Raw genomic sequence first — 26,691 nt, 5'->3', positions numbered from 1 at the left:
ATTTACTTATATTTATAAGTAAATTGACTATGTAATTATTATACATAAAACAACCACCCTTTTTTGATATAGGTGTTAAGCTATATCAGTTCCAGGGAGGTTATTTTTTTAAAAACTAAGAAGTTTTATTTTTTATTTTTTTGGAGCAGCTGGTTTAGGAGCACTTGGTTTAGCAGGAGCAGCTGGTTTAGCAGCTGGTTTAGCAGCTGGTTTAGCAGCAGCGCTTGGTTTAGCTGCTGATGGTTTGGCTGCTGGTTTTGCACCAGGTTTAGCAGCACCCGCTTTACCAGAACCTAAAGCAGCAGGTTTTTTCTTAACGTTAGCAGTTTGAGTAATAATCTTCTTGTAAACTGAACCAACCGCAGCAGTCAGAGTATCAACTTTTTTGAAGGTTGTTTTGAACCCTTTGTCTTGTAATTTTCTTTGAGCTCTTAGTGGAATACCGATTGCTAATCCTAAGATGATCATGATTGCAAGGATCCCTAAAGTACTACCAATTGCTGTAGGCACAACTCAAGTAGGAAGTGCAGCAAAGTTATTATAAGAGAAGGTTACTAAATTATTGTTCTTTAATCTAGCATCATAGAACTTACCATCTAAGTATTTGATTTGAACTTTAAGAGGTAAACTTTGGTTTGTTAAATTACCATTAGGATCAACTACAACACGATATTCAGCACCAGCATTACCAGGAGTAAAGTCAACTAAACTGTTTAAGAAACTTTGGTTAGTTACAAAGTTTCTAGCAATCTGACTAGTAAATCCATTTTGAATTAAGAATTCATCAGATTTGAATTGAATAGTTCCTCAGAAATCAGATGTATATCTTGCACCAGAACCTTGGAAGGCAATATCAGATAAATTAGAGTTAAATGTACTTACTTCAGTAAATGATCCAGGAGAACCAGGATTAGCAGAGAATAGTTCAACTTTACCAGAATTATCTACAGCATAGAATGAGTTATCTAATAATGGTAAGATTACACCTATCTCATTAACATCAATTAAACTAGTTGGACTGAATGAACTTGAAGCATTAGGGTTGCTTGAATCAGGTAATCTTAATGTATAAACACTTGATTTCTTAGCATCATTAGTAAAGATGAAGTATCATAATCCATTACCTGGAATGATTGTTCTAATGTTTTTAATAGATGAGAACTGATCACCAGGTGATACAGAGATAGTTTGGTGGGTAGTACCAAATTGTTGAGCACCAGCCATACCAGATGTTCTAGCTAATCCGATTTGTGATCTTAGATAAGTTGATGCAACAACCATTTCTTGACCGTTTGCATCAGGTCTATTAGAGTTTAAGAAACTGGTTGCTTTAACACCAACGTTTAGGTTGTTTCTAATCCCATCAAATCCTAAAACAGATTGAATGTATTGATAAGTACTGTCAGCATAAGCAGATTGGAAGATCGCACGATTTGCTGATCCTTCACCTGTTTGTCTTAAATATGGAGTGTTAGAGAAGTTTCTCGCACCAGCCTCAGTTAAAAATCCACCGTTAGTTGGATAAGTTAATGAGTTTCTTCTAGAAAGATCAGGGTTAGTAGCAGCTCTTGCAGCATCTAATACGTCGTAAGGGCTGTTGTTTAATAATTTGTATTGTCCGTATCAGAAATCACCGAATCTAGTTTGTTGGTAACCTAAGTAACCAAATACGTATAAGAAAGGTTGGAAAGTTCCAGTTGGTTGTCCACCGTTAAATGAAGCTCTTAAAACTACTCTTGAACCCGTTGATGTAAATCCTACACCACCAATTGTGTTAGCAATAAATCGACCAGCATTTACTTCAGAAATTTCATTTGAAATCCCTAATCTATATTCAGCATATATTCTAGCTTCAATAACGTTAGGATCTGCTCAATTGGTTTCATCAATTTTGTTAACAGAAGTTGGTTTGCTATCAATTCCAAAACTACGGAAAGTGCTTAAGATAGGGTTAGCAACTGTTGTGTTAGCTGCAGCGTCTCCAGTTGCAGGTTGTGTTACAGTTCCAGCTCCAGCACCTGCACCATCAGCAGCTGTCGCACCAGCAGTAGCCATATTCCCATTAGTTATTGTTCCAGAGTCTGTAGCTGAAGCTTCAGCATCATTAGCTTTAACTTGATTTAAAGTAGTTAAATCAGACAATCTAGTAGGGAATGCATAGTATCATAATGATGGTAAATCAGAAGTACCAAAGATATAAATACTATCACCAATGAATGATAAAGAGTTAACTGAGTTTAAGTATAATCTTGAAAATACGTTAACTGAGTCTTCTTTTAAAGTTACATTAGGAGTTCCCGGGATATTAAGATTGTAATAATTATTTAAATCTCTATTGCTACTAGTAGGTGCTGTTGCTAATCTTGTTAGATTATCATTCTTTTCAGTTCCAGTTCATTCAGGATAAACGAATTTTTCATCTAATTCAAATGATGTTTTAATTCTGTGTTTAACGTTTAATTCAGAATCGTATCTATTCATAGAACTAGGAGCTTTAGATGAATCAAACATCATCGACTGATCACTAGTTGGAGTTTTAGATGCAGCAATGGGATCCATTGTTCCAATTACACCGTTACCAAAATCAAATGATCCATCAGTTGCACTATTACCGCTCACTCTTCCAACAGGTCAAGGAACAACTGCAGTGTTTACGTCGTTGGGTAAGATCTGTCTTTGAATATATAAGTTATATCAATCTGGAGCTAAATCTTTAGGTAATAACGGAGCATCTAAAATGAAATCATTAACGATTTCACCTTGAGTTTGCTTAGTAAAGTTAAGTTTAGTTCCATCATCAGTAAATCTAATTACGTGAGCAGGATTATCAACTCCACCAATTACGTATTTTGAATTATTATTAGAAGTACCAATTCGATTAGGATTTTGATTAATTCTCTTTAAATGAACATTTGCATCATCATTAACTAACAAAGCATAATAAGCTCTTGTTTGTCTTTGATCAAAGCGGTTTCTACTAGTTGTATAATCTGCAACAATTTGCTTAACTTTATAACCCGCAAAATCATCACTTAGATCTAAACCATATAATGGTTTAGTAAAACTATCTAATTTAACGATCGTTCCATCTACAGATGTAATGAAGTTATCATCAACATCTCTTAAAACGGTGTTGAATAAAGAACCGTTTTGTCCAAGACCATTAAGTCGAATTGAGCCTGCATCTAATTCTTTAGCTTGATTAACTAATTGAGGGTTATCATAAGACTTTTCTGCTTGTTTGAAACCAAAGCTAGCAGAACCAAGCGTTCCTAATACAGCTAATCCACCTATTAATGTATAACTTTTAAGTTTTTTAGAAATATTCATAACTTTTAATATATTACCTTCAATTATTCAACTTTCTTAGTTGGAGCTGCTGGAGCTTTTGGTTTAGCTGGTGCTGCTGGTTTTGATCCTGGTGCAGATGGTTTAGCTGGTGAAGCCGGTTTTTTGGCAGCAGGTGAAGAAGCACTAGCTGGTTTAGCTGGTCCAGCTTTCTTATTAGCTTGAAGCATTTGTGGAGTTTTCTTAATGTTGGTAACAGAAGTTCTATTAATAATTTGTTTAAACACACTACCAACTGCAGTTGTAAGGATATCAACTTTTTTGTTTGAAATCGCAAATCCTTGTTTTAACATCTTACGGTTTTGCGACATCGGAATACCAACCCCTAAACCTAAAGCTAATGCTAATGCAATAATAATGATCGGAATTGAGATCGCTACTGGTAAGACATAACCAGGTAATGCATTAAATCCAGTAAATTCTTGGTCTGATACAAACACACTGTTAGCTTGTGGAACAGCCACGAATTGACCATCAACTTTTACTTGAGGTAATAACTTAATGAAGTCATTAGTAGCTCTTGAACGATCAATTACTAATAATCTTAATTTAATATCAGGATTGTTTTGAGGAGGGGTGTATCTATAAATAGAGTTAATAAACTTAGGATCTAATACTTCAACACCATCTTGTTCAGTAACAAGATCATTAATCTTGTTTTCAAAGAATGATGATGGAATATCATTTCTACTTACAAAAGCACCTTGTCCAATTACATCATCACGGTTAGTTAATGGGTTAGTAATTCTAGTATTGTTTAGTGCTAAAGCAGTTGATTCAGGACTAAGTCTTGCTACAGAGTTTACTGAAGTATCACCTTGTAATTGTACGTAGTAACTATCAAGTGATCTTACATTAATCGCAGCATCAATTTGTTTATCAAAAGGAATCTTAGAAACACTAAATACTGTATCATCATCTGGTCTAATACTATATCCAGCTTTAGATCAGTTAGAAATAACTGCATTACTAGCTGTAGTTGTTAAACCTTTGAAGTCTTGTCAAGTATAACCTTGACTACTTGGTGTGAAGTTAGCTTGTTTAACATAGATTGAACCGTTGTATCAACCAGCTGAATCACCTGTAGATGATAAGTAAGCACCGTTTAGTTTAGAAGCAGATTGGTTGTTGTCTTGACTTGGAACTTGAGTCACACTACCAAAATCAGTTCTAGTTAAACCATAGAAATTAATATTAGCACTAGTCTTATAATTTACACCAACTTCTGGTCAAGTTGTAATCGTGCTACCAACTTGATAGTAATAAGTGTAATTATTAGTGTTATTAGAGAATGTATAAACTACATTACCAATATCTCTTCGATCAAACCCTTTAGCAGTTGTTAAAGCGTTTAGTACGTTTCTTGGATTAGCGTTTTCACTAGTAGTACCTAATTGTGCTTGAGTATTAGCAGTGAAGTTATTAAGCATATTAGTTGTTAATCAAGAACTGTCTTTGTGAGTACCAAGACTTCATTGACGACCATCTAACATTGCATAACTAAAGAATACGTTATTTTGTTGAGTAAATTGATCAGGTAAAGAATTTAATGTATCTAATTTAAGTGCAGTCGTAAATAATGATTCAACTTGTTTAGTGTTACCACCAGCAGGTTTGCTGATTAGTGCAGCAAATCTAGTTGAGTTGTAATCGTATGAGTTTGATCATCTAGCCGGAACAGCTTCATTTCCGTCACCAGTGGGCATTGGCATACCATTTGTATTTGCTTGATTTCCAGTTGTTGTACCGGTTGAAACTACTGTTCCCATATTATTTACAGTAACGAAAGTAGTCGGCGCATTTCTCATCACAGTTGGACTGTCTCATTTAGTATCTAAGATATTACCACCATTAGTTCCTCAAGTAATTGCTGAACCTAAGAAGATATTACCATTAGCACCTTTAGGTGAACTTACCCCACCAACAGCTAATCTAGGTACAAAGTGATAACCAGGGTCTTGCCCTAAACCTGCAAGACTTGGAGATTGGTTTCTAGCAGCATCAGATGAAATTGCTGATAATAGTACACCATAAGGATAACCTACAGTTTTAACTTTACCAGGAGCATCAGCAGTTCTAGATTCAAATCTAGTTCTAAATACCCCAATACTTAATGCACTTTCATTATTAACTCAAGTACCATTACCACCAAATAGGTATACCATACCATCTTTAGCATATAGACCACCTAAGTTAGTAATGTATTGCATCCAAGGCATTACGAATTGATCACCTTCATATCATTCAGGGTGTTCATATGGTGAGAATGAACTATCAACTAAAGGTGTATTAATTTGAGTTTGTAATCGTGCAGGGAAGTATTTAGCTCTGAAAGATAGATTATCTTGAGCCATAGGATTATCATGTTGATAGAATTTAGTAACGTTAGACATCTTACCGTTACTAGAACCTTGTTTTCAAGTTGATGGGTAATTATCAACCATATCCTTAGGCGTAATGAAAGCCATGTTTTCAATTGCGTAAGGATTTTCAGCATTAAATAAATTTTCGTTAACTTTTACAATAACACCTTGTAAATTCTTTTGAGCGTTAATGCTGCTGTAAGATTTGTTAGCATTAATAGTTTGATAATCTTCAGAACTATCTAATAACATTTTAGGTTTAGGGATCATGTTAGTAGGATCTTCATAACCTATAACCATGTTTTGTGTAGCAGAACCAGGTGTCATTCCAGCCATTCCTGTATCACCATCTTCTACAAGTCTAGTAACTGAACTCGCTGATCTTGCAGCAGGTCCACCAACTCCAGGTACAGCAGCCGCTCCAGCAGCTGCTGCAGGAGCTCCTGCTCCTCCAGCTTCACCACCTTGAGCTCCAGTTTCACCGCCAGCTACAGGTGCAACAGGTGTAGGGTCCGCCATATAATAATTTTCAAATACTTGATCTTTAGTCTTTTGTTCTTGAGCAACTGCAGCATCTGGAATTAATAATAAGTAGAACACATTAGGATCTTCTTGATCTTGGGTAGCTTCTACCACTGTTTTAGAGCTTAGATCACTAACATTAAAGTCTGTACTACCTGAGAAAGGTGTTAAACGGTTGTTAGAATCATAAAACCCTACTTTGTTAGTTAGATCACTATTACTAGGATCAAACGTTCAAAGTACGTTACCATATAAATCAATTCTGCTAATTGATTTAGTTCCAGTTAAAACTAATGCTCCAGCATTAGAACCATCAACTGAAAGTGAGGTAAAGTTAGAGTTTCTTCATCTTCTAGCTTTTTCTAAAAGTTTAGATTGGCCATTAGCCATTTCATCTGCTTGGTTAACTGGTTTAAAATTATTTGGCTTAGCACCATGAAGTGCTAATCCAAAACTACCTAAACCAATTAAGGCAAGAGGAGTTATTCCGACTGATAATTTAAAAATAAGTTTTTTCACGATTTCAATTCTTTACTATGTTAACAAATATTTAGGTTATCTAAAGCTTTGGTAATCATTATATAAATTATAAAAAGTTTATAAGGATTTAATAATAATATTTTGGTCTAAATATCTTTATTATTTTAGTTGATAAGATTAATATTTGGTTTTTTATTGTTTTATCTAGGTCCATTTTGTGGTGGAAAACCAGGTCTTGGTCCTGGCATTCCTTGATTCATTCCCTGGTTAGGGAAGTTCATTCTAGGACCATTGGGTGGACCTTGAAAACCAGGTCCTGGTTGATTGCCCATTTGATTAGGCGCACCAGGTTGTGGTCTGAAACCTGGTCTTGGGGGCATTTGTCCCATTTGGTTAGGCGGGAAGCCTGGTCTTGGGGGCATACCGCCCATTTGGTTAGGCATTTGGTTTGGAAACCCTGGTCTTGGGGGCATTTGACCCATTTGGTTAGGAAACCCTGGTCGTGGAGGCATTTGACCCATTGGGTTAGGTCCCATTGGAGCACCAAATCCTTGCGGATTCATTCTTTGTTGAGGGTTTGCACCAAATTGAGGAGCCATCTGTGGTTGATTAAATCCAGGTTGACCAACACCTAGTTGAGGAGTGACTGCTTCTACACTTGATGTTTGAGTAGGTTCACTAACATTAGCTTCTTCACTTGGTAATGCAGCAGTAGTTTCAACTGCTTCAGTTTTGTTTTCTTCTTGAATCATTCCAAGCGACTCAACCATCCTTTGGTGCTCTTCACGTTCTTGGATCATCATTCTTTCTTTTTTCTTAGCTATCGGAATCCCGATTCCTAAACCTAAGAGTAATGAAACCACAATCAACCCTGCACCTGCACCTACAACTGGATAAAACCAAGGTTCGGATGTAATTTTTCTAGGACCAACGGAGTTAGATTCACCATCATGTAAGACTAGTGTTGGTGAATGTTCGTATTTGTGTTCACTACTTAGACCGATTGTGGTTCCAAGTACGGCAACACCCGAGAACACAAAGCTAACTCCAACAAGTTTGGACTTTAACTTTTTAAAACTAAACATATTTGTTATCTATTATTACTAAACATAATTTTTTTATGAACTTTTTTATATTTACAGATCATATATATTATACGATTTTAAAATTTGAATCTTTATAAGTTGACTACAAAAGACTGTAAATAATAATCTAACCGTTTTTCTACACTCTTACGATAAGATAAGATCTTATCGGTAGGAGTCATATTATAAGTTCAGATTAATGCAAAGATACAACTAACAATTAAGAACTCATTAAAGATCTCTAGATCAAGCCCGCCATAACACTCAACTAAATAATAGGCTTGATCTAGGTTTAATGATTCTCTAGCCATATTGGCTAGATCAAAATAAGCATTATTAATTCTTGACCATTCAAAATCAATTAGGTGGATCTGATTGTGTTCATCTACCAACATATTATGAGCATTCAGATCTGAATGGGTTAAGTGTTTTTCTAGATCTTTATGTTTATTAATTAGATAAACATAAAGCTTTTTGTGTCTGGTAGCTAATTTAGCATTTTCTATCCCAGTGTAATAGTCAATCGGTAAGATTGAACTATTACCTAGATCAGTTTGATGAATTTTTTTAATTGCTTTAGCTAAATTTTCTAACCTAGTCTTATCAAAGTAATCAACTTCATGACCTTCAATTCATTTTTTGATGCAATCACCAGTTGATTGATCAAAATAAATGAATAGGTCATTTTTTAATAAGGTGATTACTTGATATTCATTAGTTCGACTAACTAGTTCATTATTTAAAGCAAACCTGACTTGATATTTTTTCTTATCATTAGTTTCAACTAAATAAGATTGATTAGTGAACCCATTATGAATCGGTTCAATTCTAATCACCTGATTAGCTGAATAATCAGTATGCTTAATGAAAAAATCTAGTGCGTGATTTTTTGATTTATCCATTATCAGTAGCCTCTTGATACTGGTACTCTTCTAACTCTTGGTTGTTGGTTGTAACCCCTTGGAGCTAATGAAGGCATTCTAGAAACCCTTCTAACCCCATAAGCACTTCTAGCTGGTCCTCTTGGAGGTAGTGCTCTTGCAGGTAGTGGTCTAGGTCTTAGTGAAGGAACAGCTTCCATCATACCTAGTGATCTAGTAGGTCTTCTTACTTCTCTAATATATGTGTCGTAATTAGATCGGTAGTATTGAGTTGATGGTCGATCATAATCATAACCATAACCTTCTCTAAATCTTAAGAAGTCACTTTGAGGTCTTAGTGTTGATCTATTAGTTGGATAAGCTGGTGTTCTAGAAGGCTCAAACTCATTATAGCGGTTAGGTAACTGTCGATATCTTGGTGTAGAAGGTTGTCTATTAAGTTCGTAAGCTAATGGTTTACGAACTTCATAACTAGATCTTCTTGGTTGATAAGGTTGATAATCCCTTCTAGGTTCAAAGCTTGGTGGGTAGTTGTTAAACTCTTGGTTAGCTGAAAGTTGACGATCAAACTCTCTGAAAGCTTCTTGATGATATCTAGGTTCAGCTGGTTGAGGAAATCTTGGTTCAAGTTCTTGTTGCGGGAATCTTGGATCCATTGATTGTTCAAATCTAGGATTTAGCGATTCAGGATATCTAGGCTCAACAGGTTGTGGGAATCTTGGATCCATTGGTTGTTCAAATCCAGGTTCGAATCCTTGTTCAGGGAATCTTGGATCCATTTCTTGTGGGAATCTTGGATCAAGTCCTTGTTGTGAGAATCTAGATTGAGCTTGTTCAGGGAATCTAGGATCAACTGGTTGAGGGAATCTTGGATCAACTTGTTGTGGATATCTTGGATCAGGCTGTTGAGCAAATCTTGGATCTAGATATTGCTCTTGTGGATATTGTTGTTGATCTTGATATAAACCAGGTTGTTCATAACCTTGATCATAGTAAGGATCTTGTGAACCAATACCAACTGTTCTTTGGTTATATTGTTCAGTTCTTTGATCGTATTGGTTTTGATAATGATCTTGTATCTGCTTAGTTGAACGATAATCAACTCTAGCAGGACCTGGTAGTGGTTCAGGTTGAATTCTAGTAGTAGGTTGTTGCTGGTGTAATTGTCTGTGAGGAACTTGCTCGTGTTCTCTAGCAGCTGTATATAAAGCTTGTGGTTGAACTTGGATTTCAGGTTCTAAGAACAATCTTTGAGTCGGAGTTTGAACTTCGTTTAAGTTTTGTGAAGGAACTTGGAAATCAGCTTCAGAGAATAATCTTTGAGTAGTAGCTTCTACTTGTTGAGTAGGTGTTTCTACTTGGTTTACAGTTTGTTGTTGAACAAACTGTTGTTGATTTAATTGTTCAGGTTGAACTTGCTGTCTTGGTGCTTGAGCTTGATGGCTAGGAACTTGAGGGTGGCTTAAGTTTTGTGGTCGAACAAATTGAGGTTCATCTGCTTCTTCAATTTCAACTTGATTAATTTCATCTAGTTTTTGACGAACGTTTTGGTTTGAACGTTTTTCAAAGCTAGTAGGTGGTGGTAAGTCATCTTCTTCATCATCAACTACTTGTTGAACTAAGAAGTCTAAATTTTCAGAAGATCGTTGTTTTGATTTATTAGATAAAGTTGCTAATAGATCATCTGATTCTTCAAAGAATGGTTTAGGTGCAGCTTCTTTAGGTTGGTGAGCAATAAATTGTTCAATTATTTCTCGCTTAGATTGTAATGATTGTTGTGGAACAACATCTTTAATTTGTTCATGAACTAATTGTTTTACTTGTTCATGAACTAGTTGTTCAACCAGCTTCTTGTTAGTTTCTTCTAACTTAATTTGTTCAGCTAAGCTTGGTTGAGATTTACTTGAATCTAGTGTTTTTTCATTTAACTTATTAGTTAAATAATCAACTAATTGGTTCCCAACTTTTTCTAGGTCGATATTACTATTAGATTTTTTAGCTTCTTCTTTAAGTTGTTTGAATTGATCAATGATCTTTTTGTTTTCATCAATCAGGGTTTCTAATTTATGTAATGATTGTGAAGTATCTTCTTTGATCTCAACAAGTTCTTCTAGTTTAGAGATCTCTAGTTGTGGAGCAACAACTTGAGGTTGAACTTGAACTGGAGCTGGGATAGCTTCAATTATTACTTGCTGTGGAGCAGGTTGTGGAGCTGGTTGAACTGGTTGAACTGGTTGTTGAACAATTTGAGCAGGTTGAGCTGGTTGAACAGGTTGTTCAGCTTTAATTGGTTCTTGTTTAACTACTACATCACTTAATTTGATGTCTTCTAGTTTGAACTTATCTACAAAGAAGTCATCGTCTTCTTCTTCAATTAGATCGTAACGATCATCTAATTCAGGTGAAACTAATACAACTTCTTGATCTTCTTCAAACTTAAACTCAGGTAATGGTTGATCAAGTACAGGTTCTTGTGCTTGAGGTGTCACAACATCAACTGGTTGCACTTCAAACTGAACAACTTGTTCTACTTTTTGTTCAGAAGCAGCTGTAGGTTGAGTTAAGTTAGGAGTATCAAACTTAGGTAATTTGATCTCAACTGGAATTTGTTGTAGATCGTCTAAGTTGATTTTTTTCTTAACAGGTTGTGGTTCAGCTAATTTGATTTCATCATCAGCATCAACTGCTGGAGAAGGTTCTTCTTTGTTAGCTTCTTCTGCTTCAGCTTCAGTAGGTTCTTCTTTCTTAGCTTCAACTTCTGCAGGTTGATCTTCTTGAGTTTCAGTAACTTCTACTGGTTCTTCATTCTCTTCTTTAGCTACTTCTACAACTTCTTCTTTTTGAGCTTCTACAGCTTCAACTGGTTGTTCTTTTTCAATCTTAGTAGCTTCAACAACTTCTTCTTTTTCAACTTTAGCAGCTTCAACTGGTTGATCAACCACTTGATCAACTGGAGTTATTACTTCTGCATTTTCTACAACCGGTTCATCCTTAACTTCTTCTGGTTTAGGATCTGGTTTTTTAATTGCATACTTAACAGTTTTCTTACCAGGTTTTGGTTGCTTAGCTTCTCCTGGTTTAGCTTGTGCTGGTTTAGTAGGTTCAGGTTTTGCAGGTGCTGGCTTAGCTGCTGGTTTAGTAGGTTCAGGTTTAGCAACCTCAACTGGTTGTTCTTCTGGTTGAACTTCTACAACAGGTTCATTAGCAACAGTATCAACAACATCTTCTACTTGTTGTGTAGGTTGAACTTCTTGAACTGGTTGATCTAATTGTTGATCATCAAATTGTTGTTGATCGTCGTATTGTTGTTGATCATATCCTTGATCGTATTGTTGATCAGCTACTTGATCATAACCTTGTTGGTCATAAGCTTGATCAGTGTATTGTTGATCATAACCTTGATCATATTGTTGAGCATCATCATACTGTTGATCATAACCCTGTTGGTCTACTTGTTGAGTATTATCGTATTGTTGTTGATCATATCCTTGATCATAACCTTGTTGGTCATATTGTTGAGTTTCATCATAATACTGTTGACTTTGATCAACATAATCAGATTGTTGTTGAGTGTATTGTTGATCATCATAAGCATAATCAGTAGCTTGATCAGTATAACCTTGTTGGTCGTAAGCTTGTTGTTGATCGTAAGCTTGTTGGTCGTAACCTTGTTGATCGTATTGTTGTTGATCATAACCCTGTTGGTCATATCCTTGATCATACCCTTGTTGGTCATATTGCGCTTGATCTACATTAGGATCAGCTTGTTGAACTTGTTGTTGTTCCATATTTGGATCAACTTGTTCAACGTTAGTTTGATCAACTGGTTGTTCACCTTGAGCTTGTTCAGCTGCACCACCAACCTCTTCTTGTCCTTCAACTGGAACTTCTTCACCTAGTTGTTCTTCACCAACCACTTCTTCATCAACTGGTTGTTCTTCAACTGGTATGATCTCATCACCTAAATCTAATAACGAACCACCATATTGAGTTAAATCAAGATCATAACCTTCTAAATCACTATAAAAAGCCGGATCAACAGCATCATTAGTTTGAGCGTTAACTAATGATTGGTCAATCGCGTTATATCTTAATAGTTCTTGTTCACCAGTATCTCGGTTTAGTGCATCAATATAATGATGGTTATTAACAAAATAAAATGGTTGTTGATCTAAACCATATAATTCAGCTGGTAATGGTTTATTTAAGAATTTAAAGACTGGTTTAATCAGATTAAAGGTTTGATTGGTTTCATTATCTATCCCAACAAGATAGACCTTACCACTCTTGTCATAAGCAAAGTTAAAATCAAAAGCAGCATATTTAGTGAATGCTTTCTTTTTTAACTTTGCTAGATTACTAAGGATTTTTTTATATATTTTAGGATTGGTTATCATTGCTCACTCATTTATTTAAACGCAAGTTTTAAATTCAATATATCTTTATATTAAATTATTTTTAAGGATTGAGATTAAAGAGTTTTACTTATTATTAAATAATAAAAATCTTGTTAAATTATCGATTTTAAGTTGTCTATTAAAAGATTTAGTTCATTTGGTTTAAAGACAAAATGTGCACTTTGTAAAACACTTTGATCAACATTATTTGGCACTACTAAGTAATTGAATTGTTGACTGGTTGCTAGATCAATTTGGTTATGTAAGGACAAGTAGATTAAAAAGGTATTGGGAAAGTGCTTTTTAATTGTTGAATACTTATTAATCTCTTTATTAATAAATAGCCCATCAGTTTGATTAAGTTGGATAAAACTAAACCGGTCGTGTTTTAAGATCGTTTGGTTAAAATCTGGGGAGTTAATCCATTCTTTAATATTAAACAGATAAATCTGGTTAATTAACATCTTTTGGATTTCTTGATCAAAACTCTTATAATCGTTGTTTCATTCGATCTGATCTTTTCAACGCATTCTTGCTTGTTTGATCGTGTTGTAGTTTAAGATATAGGTTGCTAATACATTATCATAACTATCAATAGCACTTGCTCCCTTAACTAAGATTCCCGATTGTTTGATTAGAGCTAAATGATTTATTAAGTCATAATCATTCTTTTTAAAGAATGCTTCATAATAGAATTTCTGATCACTCTTTTTTCTTAAACAAGCCCCGTTAGCTGCTAAATAACTAATGTCATTTAGTCCTAATTTAATTAGGTTATTAAAATTGATAATGTTTTCGAACCAACTAGATGAACTAATTAAGATCTCAAAATGTTCTTTTAATTCTTGGATGGTTTTAGTTAATTGATCAATATCATAACCTTGATCATACACCAGATGTTGGTCAACATCGATTATTAATAGTTTGTTTTGATCCATTGAATAACTAATTAAGGTTTTTTAAATAACTCAATGAACTTGGTTAATTCTAGTTGGTTGGAATCTTCTTTTCCATATAATCGATACGTGATCAGGTTTGGATTTTTTAATTCATTGTCTCCGACAATGATCTGCACTGGAATCTTATTAACTTGATGATCACGGATCTTTTTATTTAGTCGCTCATCACGACTATCAACACTTACTCTTAGATCATGAGATAACAGCTTATCAAGTAACTGGTTACAACCTTCTAGATGAACTGAGTTATTAACTGGAATGATCACAGCTTGTTTTGGAGCTAGTCATAAATCAAGTGCACCCTTAGTTTGTTCTAATAGGGTTGCTACGAATCGTTCGTATGTTCCAATAATCCCTAAGTGGATAATCACACCTTGCTCAAAGGTGTTATCTTTAGTTTTATATTTAATATCAAACTTCTCTTCACTAGGTAATGAGAAATCCAATTGGATTGTTGATACCGTAATAATCTTATTTAGTGCTGTTTTTACTTGGAAGTCAATCTTAGGACCATAAAAAGCAGCTTCACCAACTTGCTTGGTGTATTCTAAACCAAGATCTTTAAGTGCATCTTCTAATTGGTTCTCAGATCTAGCTCACATCTCTTCATTATCAATAAATCCTTGCTTGTCATTAGGATCATGTAATGATAGATCAATGCGATGGAACTTCAGATTAAAGGTGCCAATCACTTCTTTAATTACTTGATAAGCATTTAAGATCTCAGCTTTAATCTGATCTAATCGACAGAAAATGTGATTATCCAATAACATCATTGATCTTACCCGTTCAAGACCCGTTAATCCCCCACTAGCTTCATAACGGTGTAATAATGCGTCTTCAGATAAACGCATTGGTAGATCATAATAATTGCGTTGCTTATTTAGATATACCAAACAGTGATGTGGACATGTCATCGGTCTTAACATCATCTTGTCCCCATCTAATAAAGCAATCTCGGGAAACATATCTTTAGCATAGTGATTGTAATGTCCAGATTTCTTATAAAGATCTACATTACCTAGAATCGGGGTGTTCACTGCCATAAAACCATATTTCTTTTGCACGCTGTGAACATAATCCCCGATTAACTGGCGCACGATCTGACCGTTTGGTAATCAGATCGGCATCCCAGCACCCGCTAACGGATTAAAGGTAAATAATTCTAGGATCTTATTAATGCGACGGTGATCACGTTGCTTTTGTTCTTCAATGATCTCCAAATAGTCTTGCATCACTTTGTCGTTTTCAAACCCAAAACCATTTAGTCTTACCATTACAACATTATCTTTATCACCCTTAAAATAAGCTCCACCTACTGATTGGAAATTAAACGCCTTAACAAGTTTAGTATTATCAACTAGTTCAGTTGATGGTAGATAATAATGATGATTATCTACAGTTACTAAGTTAACTGTATCTTGATTAGCTTCATTAATTAGTTCTAATAGATAAGGTTGATCACTTAATAGTTCATTAGCTTTTTTAAGATCAACACTAGATAAAGCAATCGGTTTAGCTGATGAACACAGTTTAGCTAATGACTTAATTAGCTTATTAAAGTCTTCTGGGTTAATATTTAAACTCTCTGATAAGTAATCAAGATAAAACCCTTGATCATTAACTGACATATTACCAAACTTAATCAAAGGATCTTGTTTTTTCAAGATCATTTGAACCATTAGTAAAGCAGTATTAAAATAGTTAAGCATATATTGATATTGTTATTTTCTGACTAAAATTTTCTCAGCTAGAATCTGTGTTTTTCAAACTTTAGTTTTCTTATCTTGATAAGTTGTCAAAACACCCTTGATGGCAAGATATTCGTGTTCAAGTACGTATTTTTCTAGTTCCAAACCTAATTGATCATTAGCATAGATAACATAATAATCAGTATAGGTTTGGTTACCAAATTTACGTTTTTGTGTAATTGTTACATAAAAACCTGTTTTATTCTTAGATCACTTATAGCTATCTATTAAACCTTCGATTAAAACAGTATTAAGCATTAATTAACACTCTTTTGTTCAGCTGATGGTTGGCTTTCTTCTTGTGAATCATCCATATAATTAGGATTTTGCATATTAAAGCGGATTAAGAACATACTAATTGTTTTTAATACCATCTTTTCTTCAAAGATTGATGAACGTACTGATTCAAATTTTTGTGAATCATTTAAAACATCATGGATTGATTGGTTAGTTTTCTCATAGTAGATGTCTAGCATGTTTTTTACTTCTTGATCAGACACTTTAACTTTTCATTGTTCTGCTAAGTAATCAAACATTAAACCTTTCTTAACAATCTTATCAGCCATATTAGCTAATAACTCTTCTCTTTGAGCACCAAGTCCACTAGATTTAAGTTGTTCAACTAGTTTTTTAACTTCTTCTTGGTCGATTTCAAACTCAAAGTGTTCAGCCAAATAGTTCATGATTGCTGAGAACACATTATCCTTAATACTTAGTTGTAACAATTCATATTGCATCATTGTTTCGTCGTTCATTTCTTTAGGTAACGCAGCCTTAATTCTTTGACGTTGTTGTTCCATCATAGCTGGATCAATGAAGAATTGGGTAATCTTTACTTCATGAGCGTAATCGATTGGTTTAATTAATTTTAATTTTGATGACATATCTTTATTTACCTTATGTTGTTATTCAATCTATTAATTTTAATATTTTTAAATAAGTTATTTTTGTTCAAGAATTAGTAATGCTTGTTTTAGATCACTATCTTGAATCTGATCATATAACTTAAGTCTTTGTTTTGATAGTTGATTTAGTGACAATAACTGTTCGTAGTTCTTTAATTGTTCGATCCCTTTTTTGATCTGATCATAAGCAGCATATTTTGAGATCTGGTAGTTGGTAGCAATCTCGTTGTATGACAAGTTGTTAATTAAAAACTCTTCTAAATAGAGTTTGATCTTATCAGATAACAACTTGTGATAGTAAGAGAACAGTTCATTTAGCAGATTTCATTCTTCAAAACTAATTGCTTGTTTTTTCATAATCAAGATTTAGATTAGCTGTTAATGAAATTAAGTATTTTTGCAGATCAAAACTGACAAGATCGTCTAATTGCTCACCCAAGCCAATTAGTTTAACCGGGATATTAAATAGATCTTTGATTCCAAGAATGATTCCACCTTTAGAAGATGAATCCATCTTACTTAAGATGATTCCCGTGATCTTACTTACTTCATGAAAGACCTTAGCTTGGATTAGACCAGACTGACCTGTTGTAGCATCTAGTACCAACAACGTTTCATCAACGTTGCGACCAATGAACTTTTCAATCACATTATTGATTTTTTTAAGTTCATTCATTAGATTAACTTTATTTTGTAGTCTTCCAGAAGTGTCACAAATTACTAAATCATACTCACGTTGTTTAGCAAAGTTTAATCCTTCATAAATAACTGCAGCAGGATCTTTCTTAGATTCATCTTTATAGATATCTACACCTAATCGTTCTGCTCAGATATTTAGTTGTTGGATTGCTCCAGCTCTAAATGTATCAGCTGCTATCAACAACACTTTTTTATTAAGCTTTTTATAGTAGTTAGCTAACTTAGCAATCGATGTTGTTTTACCAACTCCATTCACCCCAACAATTAAAAAGACATTTTGTCGATCATCTTGATAATTTAGATCAATATTTACTTCACTATCTTGAATGTAATAAACAAACAGTTTATCAATAATGATCTGTTTGATTAGAGTTGCATCAACTACTTTTTGGTATTTGATCTCTTCAACGATCGCATCAACGATCTTTTTAGTTGCATTATATCCAATATCTAATTGAACAAATGCATCAAACAGATCTTCATAAAATGCTTCGTTAATATTTACGTATTTAGTTGATAGTTGGTTGATGATCTCTGAAAAAGAGTTTGAACTCTTTTTTAAGCCATCATCAAACTTTTCTTGGGTTGATTCAAATAAAGAATTTTCTTGATTCTTCTTTTTGATCTCTTCAACGGTGTCAGGCTTTTTCTTAAATTTACTAAATAATCTTTTAATAAAGCTCATTATTCACTCTCAACTTCTTCAGCCATATCTTTAGCTTGGTGTAACGACACTGATAACATCTTAGTAACACCTTTGGTTTGCATCGTTGCACCAATCAACTTATCACATTTAACCATTGTTCCTTCACGGTGAGTGATGATTAAGAACTGGGTTTGATTAGAAGAGTTCTTAATGATATTAGCAAAACGTTCAACGTTAGCTAAATCTAGTGCACTCTCTGCTTCATCTAAAACAACCAGTGGGAATGAAGATACTTTAAGAATACTAAATAAAACTGATAGTGCAACTAAAGCTTTTTCACCACCTGATAGTAAATTTAAGTTACCAATATTCTTCCCAGGAGGTGAAGCAAACACTTCAATCCCACTGGTTAGTTTTTCTTCAGGATTAGAATATCTAATCTCACAATTACCACCACCAAATAGGTAATAGAATGTTTTAGGTAATTCTTGGTTAAGGTTATTAATTAATTGATCAAATTCATAGATTGCTTTTTCATCTAATCGAACGATTGCTTCATTAATGCGTTCACGAGCATTAATTAATTCTTGTTGTTGACCATAAAGTTTTTCATATCGTTCTTTTTTGATATCAAGCTCTTGGATTGCTTCCATATTAATTGCCCCTAAATTATTTAGGGTGCTTTGAAGCTTAACGACTTCATTACGTGCTTGAGATAAAGAGATTGGCAATGGCTTATTGTAGTTTTCAATCGCAAACTCAATCGCCATATTATAAGCTTCATTAATCTTAGATTTAGCTAAATAGATAATGTTTTCGTGTTTAGTTAGTTGTTCTCTTCTTTTTAGTTTATCATTTTTATCTTCATCGATCTCTTTATAGAAAACAGTTACATCTTTTTCAAGTTGGTTAACTTGTTTTTGATACATATCTTTAGCTTCTTGATTGATCTTTAGATCTTGTACTAAAGTAGCTTTTTTAGTTTCTAGATCAAACAGTTTATCTTTGATCTTTTTATCATCTCACTTAACATCTTTACCATCAAAGGTTTTGTCAGTTAATTGTTCGTATTGGATCTTGTAATCATCAAGTTTCTTTTGTTCGATCACAATTAGATCTTGATAACGTTGAACTGCGATCTTTTGTTCGTTGTATTCTTTATCTTTTTTTAGATAATCTGCATTTAAGAACTCTAGTTTTTTATTAAGTTCATTAATGTTTTTTTCAGCAACTAATAGTTCGTTTTTAAGTGTATCAATCTTTTCATCAAGATTAAATAAACTGTGAGTTTGCTTTGATTCAGCACCACCAGTGATTGCCCCACCAGCATTAACGATATCTCCACCTAGTGAGATTACCCGATAAAGTTGGTATGTGAATTTAGAGATTTTAGTAGCAGCTTCAAGATCACTAGCAATAATGATCTGACCTAATAAAGCACGGATAGCTGGATCGTATTGATCGTGATAGTTAACTAAGTTTGCAGCAATCCCTAAATAACCTTCAACTTGTTCTAATACTTCTAAGTGTTCTGCTTTAACATCACGATCTTTTAAGTTAGCTAGTGGTAAGAAGGTTGCTCTTCCTGCTTTATTAGCTTTTAAGAAATTAACAGCATTAATTGCGTCTTGGTTTGAATCAACAATAATGTTTTTAGCAGCTTTATTTAAAGCAGTTGAGATCGCCACTTCAAATTGAGGTTCAACTTGAATAAAGTCTTGAACAACACCATGAACTCCACCAATCGCATCTTTATTATTTAATACCGTACGCACACCAGCATCTTGTGCGAACTGATTAATCTTTTGATTTTGATAAAACTGAACTTGCAAGTTAGCTTCATAACGTTTAACTTGATAAGATGCTAATGATTTTTTTAGGTTTTCTAGTTCATTAGCTAAATCAGTTTTATCAACGTCTTTTTCTTTTAATTCTTCTTCTCAAGTTGTGATTAGATCAAAGTATTTTTTTAATTGTTCTTCAGATGATTTTAATAGTTGTTCTAACGCATTAATCTTTTTATTCTTATCATTAGAATCTAAATCTGATTTTAGTTGCAAATCATTAAAGACATTACGTTTTTCTAATAGAACGATTTCATCGTAGATTTTTTGTAATTCGTCCTGAATTTTTTGAACATTTTGATCAGCACTGTTATAGCGTTTTTTAAATGCTTCTAACTTTTCTTGATTGATCTGCAATTGAGGATCGTTTTTTAATAAACGTTCGTCGATTTCAGCAATCTGTTCAGATAATGCTTGAATCTCTTTTTGTGAGATTAAGTATTCATTAACTGATAGGGTTATTTCAAGATCTTTAAGTTTTTCTTTTGTTTCAGCATACAACTTAGCTTTTTCAGCTTGTTGACTTAACTTCTTAAGATCACGATTTAATTCGTTAACGATTGTTGTTATTTCTTTTAAATTATCGTTGGTTCTTGCGATCTGTCTAATTGCATCTTGTTTTTTCTTGGCATATCTTCCAATCCCAGCAGCGTCTTCAAAGATCTGTCTTCGATCTTCTGGTTTAGCTTCAATAAAACTAGATACGGTGTTTTGTGAAATGATACATAACGAACCTTTAGTTAAACCAGAATCTAGAAAGATATCATTAATCTCTTTAAGTGATGATGGTTCATTATTAATTAAGTATTCAGATACCCCGCTACCACGATACACTCTTCTGGTAACCGTGATCTCTTTACGTTTATCGTGTAAGTAACCTTGAGAGTTATCAAACGTTAAGCTTACTTCAGCAAACTTAGATGCTGGTTTTGCTTGTGACCCAAAAAAGATAACGTCATCACTGGTTTTACCTCTTAGGTTCTTCATCGAACGTTCGCCAAGAACTCACTTCAAGGCATCAACAACGTTTGATTTACCAGACCCATTAGGACCAACAATTCCTGTTACATGTTCATCGAATGTGAAACTAATGTTATCAGCATAAGATTTGAACCCTTGGGCATGAAATTTTTTTAGAAATAACATATCATATAACCTTTTTCAATTCTTACATAGTTTGTAAGTATAAAGATTATATAGAAAATAAAGCACCAAAAATTTGCTTTCTTTTTATTAGTATTATTACTAATATTTATTCCAAAATATCGATGATTGAGTTGTTTAAAAGATCGATGTTATCTGCTCTTAAATGGTTGTTTTTGATCGTTACAAACTTCAATTTGTCTTGGTATTTTTCATAAGCAGTTTTGTATGGTTCCTTAGTAATATCAATACCGTCTTTTAGTCTTAAACCCATGATTAAAACACGTTGATAAAATTGATCATCAGTTAATGGGTTTTTCTTGATTTCTCATTGTTGAATTGAGCCATCGTAATAGTATTCAACTTTGTTTTCAAATCCATGAGCACCTCAGCCAATCGCTGCATAATCTTTAGTTAATCAATATGCTTTATTGTGGACTGATTGATACTTCTTTAATCGGCATCAATTAGCTACTTCATAACGCTTGTAGTTGATCTTATTTAGTTCAGCTTTCATTACCCTTAATTGCATCGCTTCTTGATCTAAATCAATCTCATAAGGTGTTTTAGTTAAATAAGCTCCAGGTTTTAGATCCAAACCATAAAAAGAGATATGATTAGGTTTGGTTTTTTTAATGAACTTAACATTCTCTAGAACGTCGTCTTTTGTCATATGAGGCAATGCATACATTAAGTCGATATTAATGTTAGTGATGCCTGCATCATATAAATTTTGGATCGCTTCATAACAATGATTTATGTCATGAGTTCTGTTAAGGTATTTCAAAATTTTATTGTTAACAATCTGAATTCCAACCGATGCTCGATTCACTAAATTTTTCTTTAAGATTTGTGCTTGTGATTTGGTTACTAAATCTGGATTACATTCAATAGTGAATTCGCACGTTTTTGCCGCGTATTTTTTAATTTTTGATAAGAAATAATCTAATAATTCGTCATCAAAAACGTTAGGCGTTCCGCCTCCTAAATAGATGCTTAAAAATTGTTCATCATTAAATTGTTTTCTTTCGATCTCATCAACTAAATCTTGCACAACTTTTTTAGGATTGTGACGATCTATTAGTTCACGTTTAAAATCACAAAATGTACAAATCTTTTGACAAAGGGGAAGGTGGATGTATAAGTGTTTAGTCATTGTTGTTTTTTACGTATTGAATTATTTCCTCACAAGTTTTATTAGCATCATCTTCAAAGAAATTAAAGCTGAATTCTTTCATACCTTCGTTAAACTTATTTCTAGTTCATGTTAATTGATGTTTTACTAGTTTTTTTAGTTTCTTGTTGATCGCTTCTTTATCTATAGGTTGGTTATTCTTTCAGGCGTCATATACTTCTTTATAACCTAATGCCTTCATTGCAATTAGTTCTTTATCTAGTTTCTTATTAGAGATTATCTTATCTAAATACTCAATTTCTTTCGTTCAATTTAAGTCGTTAATCATATCATCTAAACGATTACTTAAATAAGGAAAAAGTTTATCTTTATCTGACATACATTTAACAACTATGTAATCAAACTTTTTAGTATCATTTTTATTCTTTTTACCGTATTTTTTGAATAAATATAAAGCCCGTAATAATCTTTTTCGATTGTTTTTTCCGATCTTATTTGCTTCTTCTAAATCGTACTCACTTAACTGATTAAATACTTCTAGATTATCTAACTTATCTAATGTATTAAATAGCTCTACATCTAGCTCTTCTTTTTCTAATTGATAATCGTTAATCAAACTATTAATATATAGGTGACTACCACCACATACGATTGTTCAATCAGGGGAATGTTCTAAAATTTCTTTAGCTTTCTTATTAAAGTGTGCAATCGATCAATCATCAAATATCGAGATATTCGATACTAAATGGTAATCGATCTCTGATAATGTTTGTTCTGATGGTTTATTCACTCCAGCATTCAACTCTTTATAAACCTGATAAGCATCAGCAGAAATTATTGGCACATTCAATTTCTTGGCCAACATGTTTGCTAAATATGATTTTTTAGTACCTGTAGGACCTACTACTAAAATTAATCGTTTTGAATAAATCATCCCAAAGACATTATTATTATCTTTTTATATAATATAGACTGTGTACTAAATAAATATATATGAAAAAAAGCAAAATTGTTTCAAAACTAACCGGTCTAGCTTCACTAGGCTTTGGTATTAGTTTTGCTTTAACAAGTTGTACAGTTATTACTAATCCAGGGTTATTCAAGGTTATTACAGCTGCTGATGTTACTGATAAAACATCATATCCTACGATTAAGGATGAATTGTTAAGTCCAATTCAAACTGCTATTTATGGCACTAATTTAATTAATAACGGAAATTACGTGCTTACTGTATTAACAAACACCGATTCAGAACAAAACTACTTTATCAATGGTGGTGATTTAAGTAGTGGTGTTGAATGAAGCGGTCCTTATGCAAGAGCGATCCAAAGATGACAAAACGACAGAACTAACCCTAATTACCCTACAGGAGTTCTTTTCTTATTATATTGAGACCTGTTTGATAACCAAAGAGCACCTTCAGATCAATTAAACCCATTCTCAAGAGCTACAAGCGGTAGTGGTTTTGCTAGAAATGATAAATCAGCTGTTGATTATCGAGCTATCGTTGATTTCATTCTTAAAACATACCCAACTGAAACTAGCAGTTGATTAAATCGTTCAAATGGTACAACTAAAATAATGAACATTGCTTTTAGCAATGATGGTACTGGTAAGATAACTCCTCACTTCTATATGGGTTCTGGTGCTTCTAGTAGTGCTATGACTCCAGCAGCAACACCTACTACTGCAAGTAGTGTTAGACAATCTTTAAGCTTAAAATCAGCTACTATTGACAACAGCAAACCAAGTAATCATGATTTAACTATTGATGATAGTTTTTCAACATTCTTAGCTGGTATCTATACTAGAAACTAATAACTATATATTTATAAAAGTATCTTAAGTTCAATTTGACATAAATAAAAAAACATGACATTGGATAAACAATCTCATGTTTTTTTTATTGTATTAGGATAGGGGTTAGTTTCTAAAGAATAAATCGTCTTCTATATTTTTTTATTTGGATAGTATTAATTATCGTTTTTTAATTCTTTCATGTAGCATGAAATCTCCTCAATATAACTCTAAATAGAACTAACATTTTGCATAACTAACAAAAACAAACACCACCTTATTCCCATCCACAAACAATAAAAAAACCCTTACGAAACATCGTAAGGGTTATAAGACTATAAAGAAACTAATGGCGTCGACAACAGGACTTGAACCTGTAACCTTCAGTTCCGCAAACTGATGCTCTATCCAGTTGAGCTATGCCGACATCGAATATAATTGTAACATCATATAAAAATTACGCACAAACTTGCGTAATTTTATATTTGTAGAAGTGAGGGTTGTTAAAACTCTTAACAACCTAATTGAAAATGAAAATAATAATGGTGGTCTCGGGCAGAATCGAACTGCCGACACATGGTTCTTCAGACCATTGCTCTACCGACTGAGCTACAAGACCATGGCGGTTCCTACGGGAATCAAACCCGCAACCCCTCCGTGACAGGGAGGTATGTTATCACTACACCAAGGAACCATGGTTGCGGGAGCTGGATTTGAACCAACGACCTTCAGATTATGAGCCTGACGAGCTACCGGGCTGCTCTATCCCGCGATGTGTTACACATTATATTATATACGATTATAATGTGTAAATTTGTTAGTTTATTAAATTATTAATGGCGGATGCTGAGGGATTCGAACCCCCGCTGACCGTTAAGCCACTCTCGGTTTTCAAGACCGAACCCTTCAGCCACTTGGGTAAGCATCCTTATATATAGTACTTATTTAGCAATAATACTTGCTATTTATAATCTTAAACATAAGTACTATACTAAAAAATTCTAAATATTACTGGTGGATCTAACAGGACTCGAACCTGTAACCAACCGATTATGAGTCGGGGGCTCTAACCATTGAGCTATAGATCCAACATGGTGGCTGGAGTGAGACTCGAACTCACGACAACTCGGGTATGAACCGAGCCCTCTAACCAACTGAGGTATCCAGCCATAACTGGTCGGGAAGACAGGATTTGAACCTGCGACCCCTTGGTCCCAAACCAAGTGCTCTACCAAGCTAAGCTACTTCCCGCGATCGATATAATTTATTAGGTTGGTGTATGTTTTTGGAGTCGAACCAAAAGGTTAATTCCCACCCCGGACACACATGGAGGTGCCTGTCAGAATCGAACTGACGATGTGGAGGTTGCAGCTCCAAGCCTTACCACTTGACTAAGGCACCAAGTACCTTATAAATTATACCAAAAAATTCTAAATAATTAATTTAATTATTAAGCAACACCTGTAAGTTTTGCTCTTAACTCTTCACTAAACTCTTTAGAGAACAGTACTTCTAGTGTGTAGAATGCTAATTCTAAAGTAGTTAATGAACATCTTCCAGTAATTAATTTATTAGAACGATTCATTTGAACGCTGAAATCCTTGATACGGTTTTCATGATTCTTAGTTCCATCACTTCAAGAAATGTACTTATCTTCTGGGTTTAGTACTTTGTTTTCACTTAAAGCGTTTGGTGAGTCACAGATTGCAATCACTCACTTGTTAGCTTTAACGAATTCACCAACAGCTTCAAGACCTTTTTGATTAGTTCTTAAATGAATTGCACCCATTCCCCCAGGAACATAGATTACATCATAATCATTTACATTAAATGATTTGATTGTTTTAATGTGAGCCACATTAAATTGTCCCACAACTTCATCCTTACCTTCTGGTGAGTAATAGTCAATCTTACTAAACTTTTCACTAGCTACTAAGATTGAAGCAAAACTTACTAATTCAATGTCTTGAAATTCTTTAATAGTTAATACAAGTAATTTCAACGTTTAATCCTTTCTTTTATATTTAATATTCTCGTAATTATTTTATTTTAAAATAATGGCATCGTGTAGCAAAATACACACTTTTTTATTATGAGCAGATTATCCCAAAATAAGATAGTTCGACAAACTAAAAAGAAACAAGCTCAATTAAATAAGATTTTTAATAAAGAAGATGAATCGATTACTAAATATAAACACGAACTAGATAAGATTAGTTCGAACATTTTAATCGATTATCAACCTAATAAACCCAAACTTTTTGATTTAAAAGTAAATTATTCAGATACGAATTTAAAACACATCAATGAACTAAAAGATTTAGTTAGTTCATTTGATTCAAATGATCTGATTAACATCATTGATCAAGCTAGGTTCTTAAATGATTATTCTAATGATCTAACTACGAATAATGAAAAGAAAAGCTGGATTCTTAACGATCCTGGCTTAGCTGATATAAATAGGATTGAAGAAAATTTCGAAAATATCAAAACATTATCTAGTAACTTTGTTAATAACTCTCACAATGATCTAGATAAACTTAAAAAGATCATTGAATTAGCCAAAGAAAAGATTAATGATCCCGATTTTTTCAAACCAGTTGAAAAAATCAAGGTTAGTGTCAACCGTAATAAAGCTAAACAGTTTAAGATTTTGTTAATCTCTTTAATCAGTTTGATCTCGATCAGTATAATTTTTTTATTTATCATCATAGGGATATATAAAATTGCATAATC

At 33.5% G+C, this 26,691-nt stretch carries 17 protein-coding genes and 9 tRNA genes; 2 read left to right on the top strand and 24 right to left on the bottom strand.

What is annotated here, in order from left to right; all coding sequences use genetic code 4:
* Positions 1-132: 132 nt before the first annotated feature.
* The 14 genes from H3143_RS00870 to H3143_RS00805 form a co-directional block, all read right to left on the bottom strand.
* Complete coding sequence (locus H3143_RS00870; protein WP_182078954.1) at positions 133-3,330, bottom strand: cytadherence protein A; 3,198 nt, start codon at positions 3,328-3,330, stop codon at positions 133-135.
* 23 nt (positions 3,331-3,353) lie between these two features.
* The gene (locus H3143_RS00865) at positions 3,354-6,752 is read right to left on the bottom strand and encodes an adhesin P1 (protein WP_182078953.1); all 3,399 of its coding nucleotides are present in this window, start codon (positions 6,750-6,752) and stop codon (positions 3,354-3,356) included.
* A 161-nt stretch (positions 6,753-6,913) separates the two neighbouring features.
* The gene (locus H3143_RS00860) at positions 6,914-7,798 is read right to left on the bottom strand and encodes a P30/P32 family tip organella adhesin (RefSeq protein ID WP_182078952.1); all 885 of its coding nucleotides are present in this window, start codon (positions 7,796-7,798) and stop codon (positions 6,914-6,916) included.
* 92 nt (positions 7,799-7,890) lie between these two features.
* Positions 7,891-8,700: a phosphotransferase gene (locus H3143_RS00855; RefSeq protein ID WP_182078951.1), complete on the bottom strand. Its 810-nt coding sequence runs from the start codon at positions 8,698-8,700 to the stop codon at positions 7,891-7,893.
* The gene (locus H3143_RS00850) at positions 8,700-13,076 is read right to left on the bottom strand and encodes a hypothetical protein (RefSeq protein ID WP_182078950.1); all 4,377 of its coding nucleotides are present in this window, start codon (positions 13,074-13,076) and stop codon (positions 8,700-8,702) included. The genes H3143_RS00855 and H3143_RS00850 overlap by 1 nt, the downstream gene beginning before the upstream one ends.
* A gap of 113 nt (positions 13,077-13,189) precedes the next feature.
* Positions 13,190-14,014: a hypothetical protein gene (locus tag H3143_RS00845; protein WP_182078949.1), complete on the bottom strand. Its 825-nt coding sequence runs from the start codon at positions 14,012-14,014 to the stop codon at positions 13,190-13,192.
* Between the two features lie 11 nt (positions 14,015-14,025).
* On the bottom strand, positions 14,026-15,708 hold the full coding sequence (gene thrS / locus H3143_RS00840; RefSeq protein ID WP_228444802.1) for a threonine--tRNA ligase: 1,683 nt from the start codon (positions 15,706-15,708) through the stop codon (positions 14,026-14,028).
* A gap of 51 nt (positions 15,709-15,759) precedes the next feature.
* Positions 15,760-16,044, bottom strand: coding sequence for a DUF3217 domain-containing protein (locus H3143_RS00835; protein ID WP_182078947.1), 285 nt, complete (start codon positions 16,042-16,044; stop codon positions 15,760-15,762).
* Positions 16,044-16,670 carry an MPN555 family protein chaperone gene (locus H3143_RS00830; protein ID WP_182078946.1) on the bottom strand — a complete coding sequence of 209 codons (627 nt, stop codon included), beginning with the start codon at positions 16,668-16,670 and terminating at the stop codon, positions 16,044-16,046. The genes H3143_RS00835 and H3143_RS00830 overlap by 1 nt, the downstream gene beginning before the upstream one ends.
* Before the next feature lie 57 nt (positions 16,671-16,727).
* Positions 16,728-17,048 carry a DNA-binding protein gene (locus tag H3143_RS00825; RefSeq protein WP_228444801.1) on the bottom strand — a complete coding sequence of 107 codons (321 nt, stop codon included), beginning with the start codon at positions 17,046-17,048 and terminating at the stop codon, positions 16,728-16,730.
* Positions 17,029-18,075: a signal recognition particle-docking protein FtsY gene (ftsY, locus tag H3143_RS00820; RefSeq protein ID WP_182078944.1), complete on the bottom strand. Its 1,047-nt coding sequence runs from the start codon at positions 18,073-18,075 to the stop codon at positions 17,029-17,031. The genes H3143_RS00825 and ftsY overlap by 20 nt, the downstream gene beginning before the upstream one ends.
* Complete coding sequence (locus H3143_RS00815) at positions 18,075-21,026, bottom strand: AAA family ATPase (protein ID WP_182078943.1); 2,952 nt, start codon at positions 21,024-21,026, stop codon at positions 18,075-18,077. The genes ftsY and H3143_RS00815 overlap by 1 nt, the downstream gene beginning before the upstream one ends.
* 106 nt (positions 21,027-21,132) lie before the next feature.
* Entirely contained in the window at positions 21,133-22,179 is a 1,047-nt protein-coding gene (gene hemW, locus H3143_RS00810; RefSeq protein ID WP_182078942.1) for a radical SAM family heme chaperone HemW, read from the bottom strand.
* Positions 22,172-23,092, bottom strand: a complete 921-nt coding sequence (locus H3143_RS00805; protein ID WP_182078941.1) for a tRNA (adenosine(37)-N6)-dimethylallyltransferase — start codon at positions 23,090-23,092, stop codon at positions 22,172-22,174. The genes hemW and H3143_RS00805 overlap by 8 nt, the downstream gene beginning before the upstream one ends.
* A gap of 59 nt (positions 23,093-23,151) precedes the next feature.
* Between H3143_RS00805 and H3143_RS00800 the strand changes: the two genes are divergently transcribed.
* Positions 23,152-23,976, top strand: coding sequence for a DUF6856 family protein (locus H3143_RS00800; protein ID WP_182078940.1), 825 nt, complete (start codon positions 23,152-23,154; stop codon positions 23,974-23,976).
* Positions 23,977-24,305: 329 nt separating this feature from the next.
* Here the strand turns inward: H3143_RS00800 and H3143_RS00795 are convergent.
* From H3143_RS00795 to H3143_RS00750, 10 genes are all read right to left on the bottom strand, one after another.
* Positions 24,306-24,382 (bottom strand) — tRNA-Arg (locus H3143_RS00795).
* A gap of 116 nt (positions 24,383-24,498) precedes the next feature.
* Positions 24,499-24,574: transfer RNA gene (locus H3143_RS00790), tRNA-Phe, on the bottom strand.
* Between the two features lies 1 nt (position 24,575).
* A tRNA-Asp gene (locus H3143_RS00785) sits at positions 24,576-24,649 on the bottom strand.
* Between the two features lies 1 nt (position 24,650).
* Positions 24,651-24,727, bottom strand: a tRNA-Met gene (locus H3143_RS00780).
* Between the two features lie 65 nt (positions 24,728-24,792).
* Positions 24,793-24,883 (bottom strand) — tRNA-Ser (locus tag H3143_RS00775).
* An 84-nt stretch (positions 24,884-24,967) separates the two neighbouring features.
* A tRNA-Ile gene (locus tag H3143_RS00770) sits at positions 24,968-25,043 on the bottom strand.
* 4 nt (positions 25,044-25,047) lie between these two features.
* Positions 25,048-25,124, bottom strand: a tRNA-Met gene (locus tag H3143_RS00765).
* A gap of 5 nt (positions 25,125-25,129) precedes the next feature.
* Positions 25,130-25,206 (bottom strand) — tRNA-Pro (locus H3143_RS00760).
* Positions 25,207-25,282: 76 nt separating this feature from the next.
* Positions 25,283-25,356, bottom strand: a tRNA-Cys gene (locus H3143_RS00755).
* Positions 25,357-25,405: 49 nt separating this feature from the next.
* Positions 25,406-25,957, bottom strand: a complete 552-nt coding sequence (locus tag H3143_RS00750) for a DJ-1/PfpI family protein (protein WP_182078939.1) — start codon at positions 25,955-25,957, stop codon at positions 25,406-25,408.
* A 90-nt stretch (positions 25,958-26,047) separates the two neighbouring features.
* On the opposite strand from H3143_RS00750, the gene H3143_RS00745 reads away from it, so the two are divergent.
* Positions 26,048-26,689 carry a hypothetical protein gene (locus H3143_RS00745; RefSeq protein WP_182078938.1) on the top strand — a complete coding sequence of 214 codons (642 nt, stop codon included), beginning with the start codon at positions 26,048-26,050 and terminating at the stop codon, positions 26,687-26,689.
* Positions 26,690-26,691: the final 2 nt, after the last annotated feature.

Source organism: Mycoplasma tullyi, assembly GCF_014068355.1.
GTDB lineage: Bacteria > Bacillota_I > Bacilli_A > Mycoplasmatales > Mycoplasmoidaceae > Mycoplasmoides > Mycoplasmoides tullyi.
This window is presented reverse-complemented; position numbering and strand designations above follow the sequence as displayed.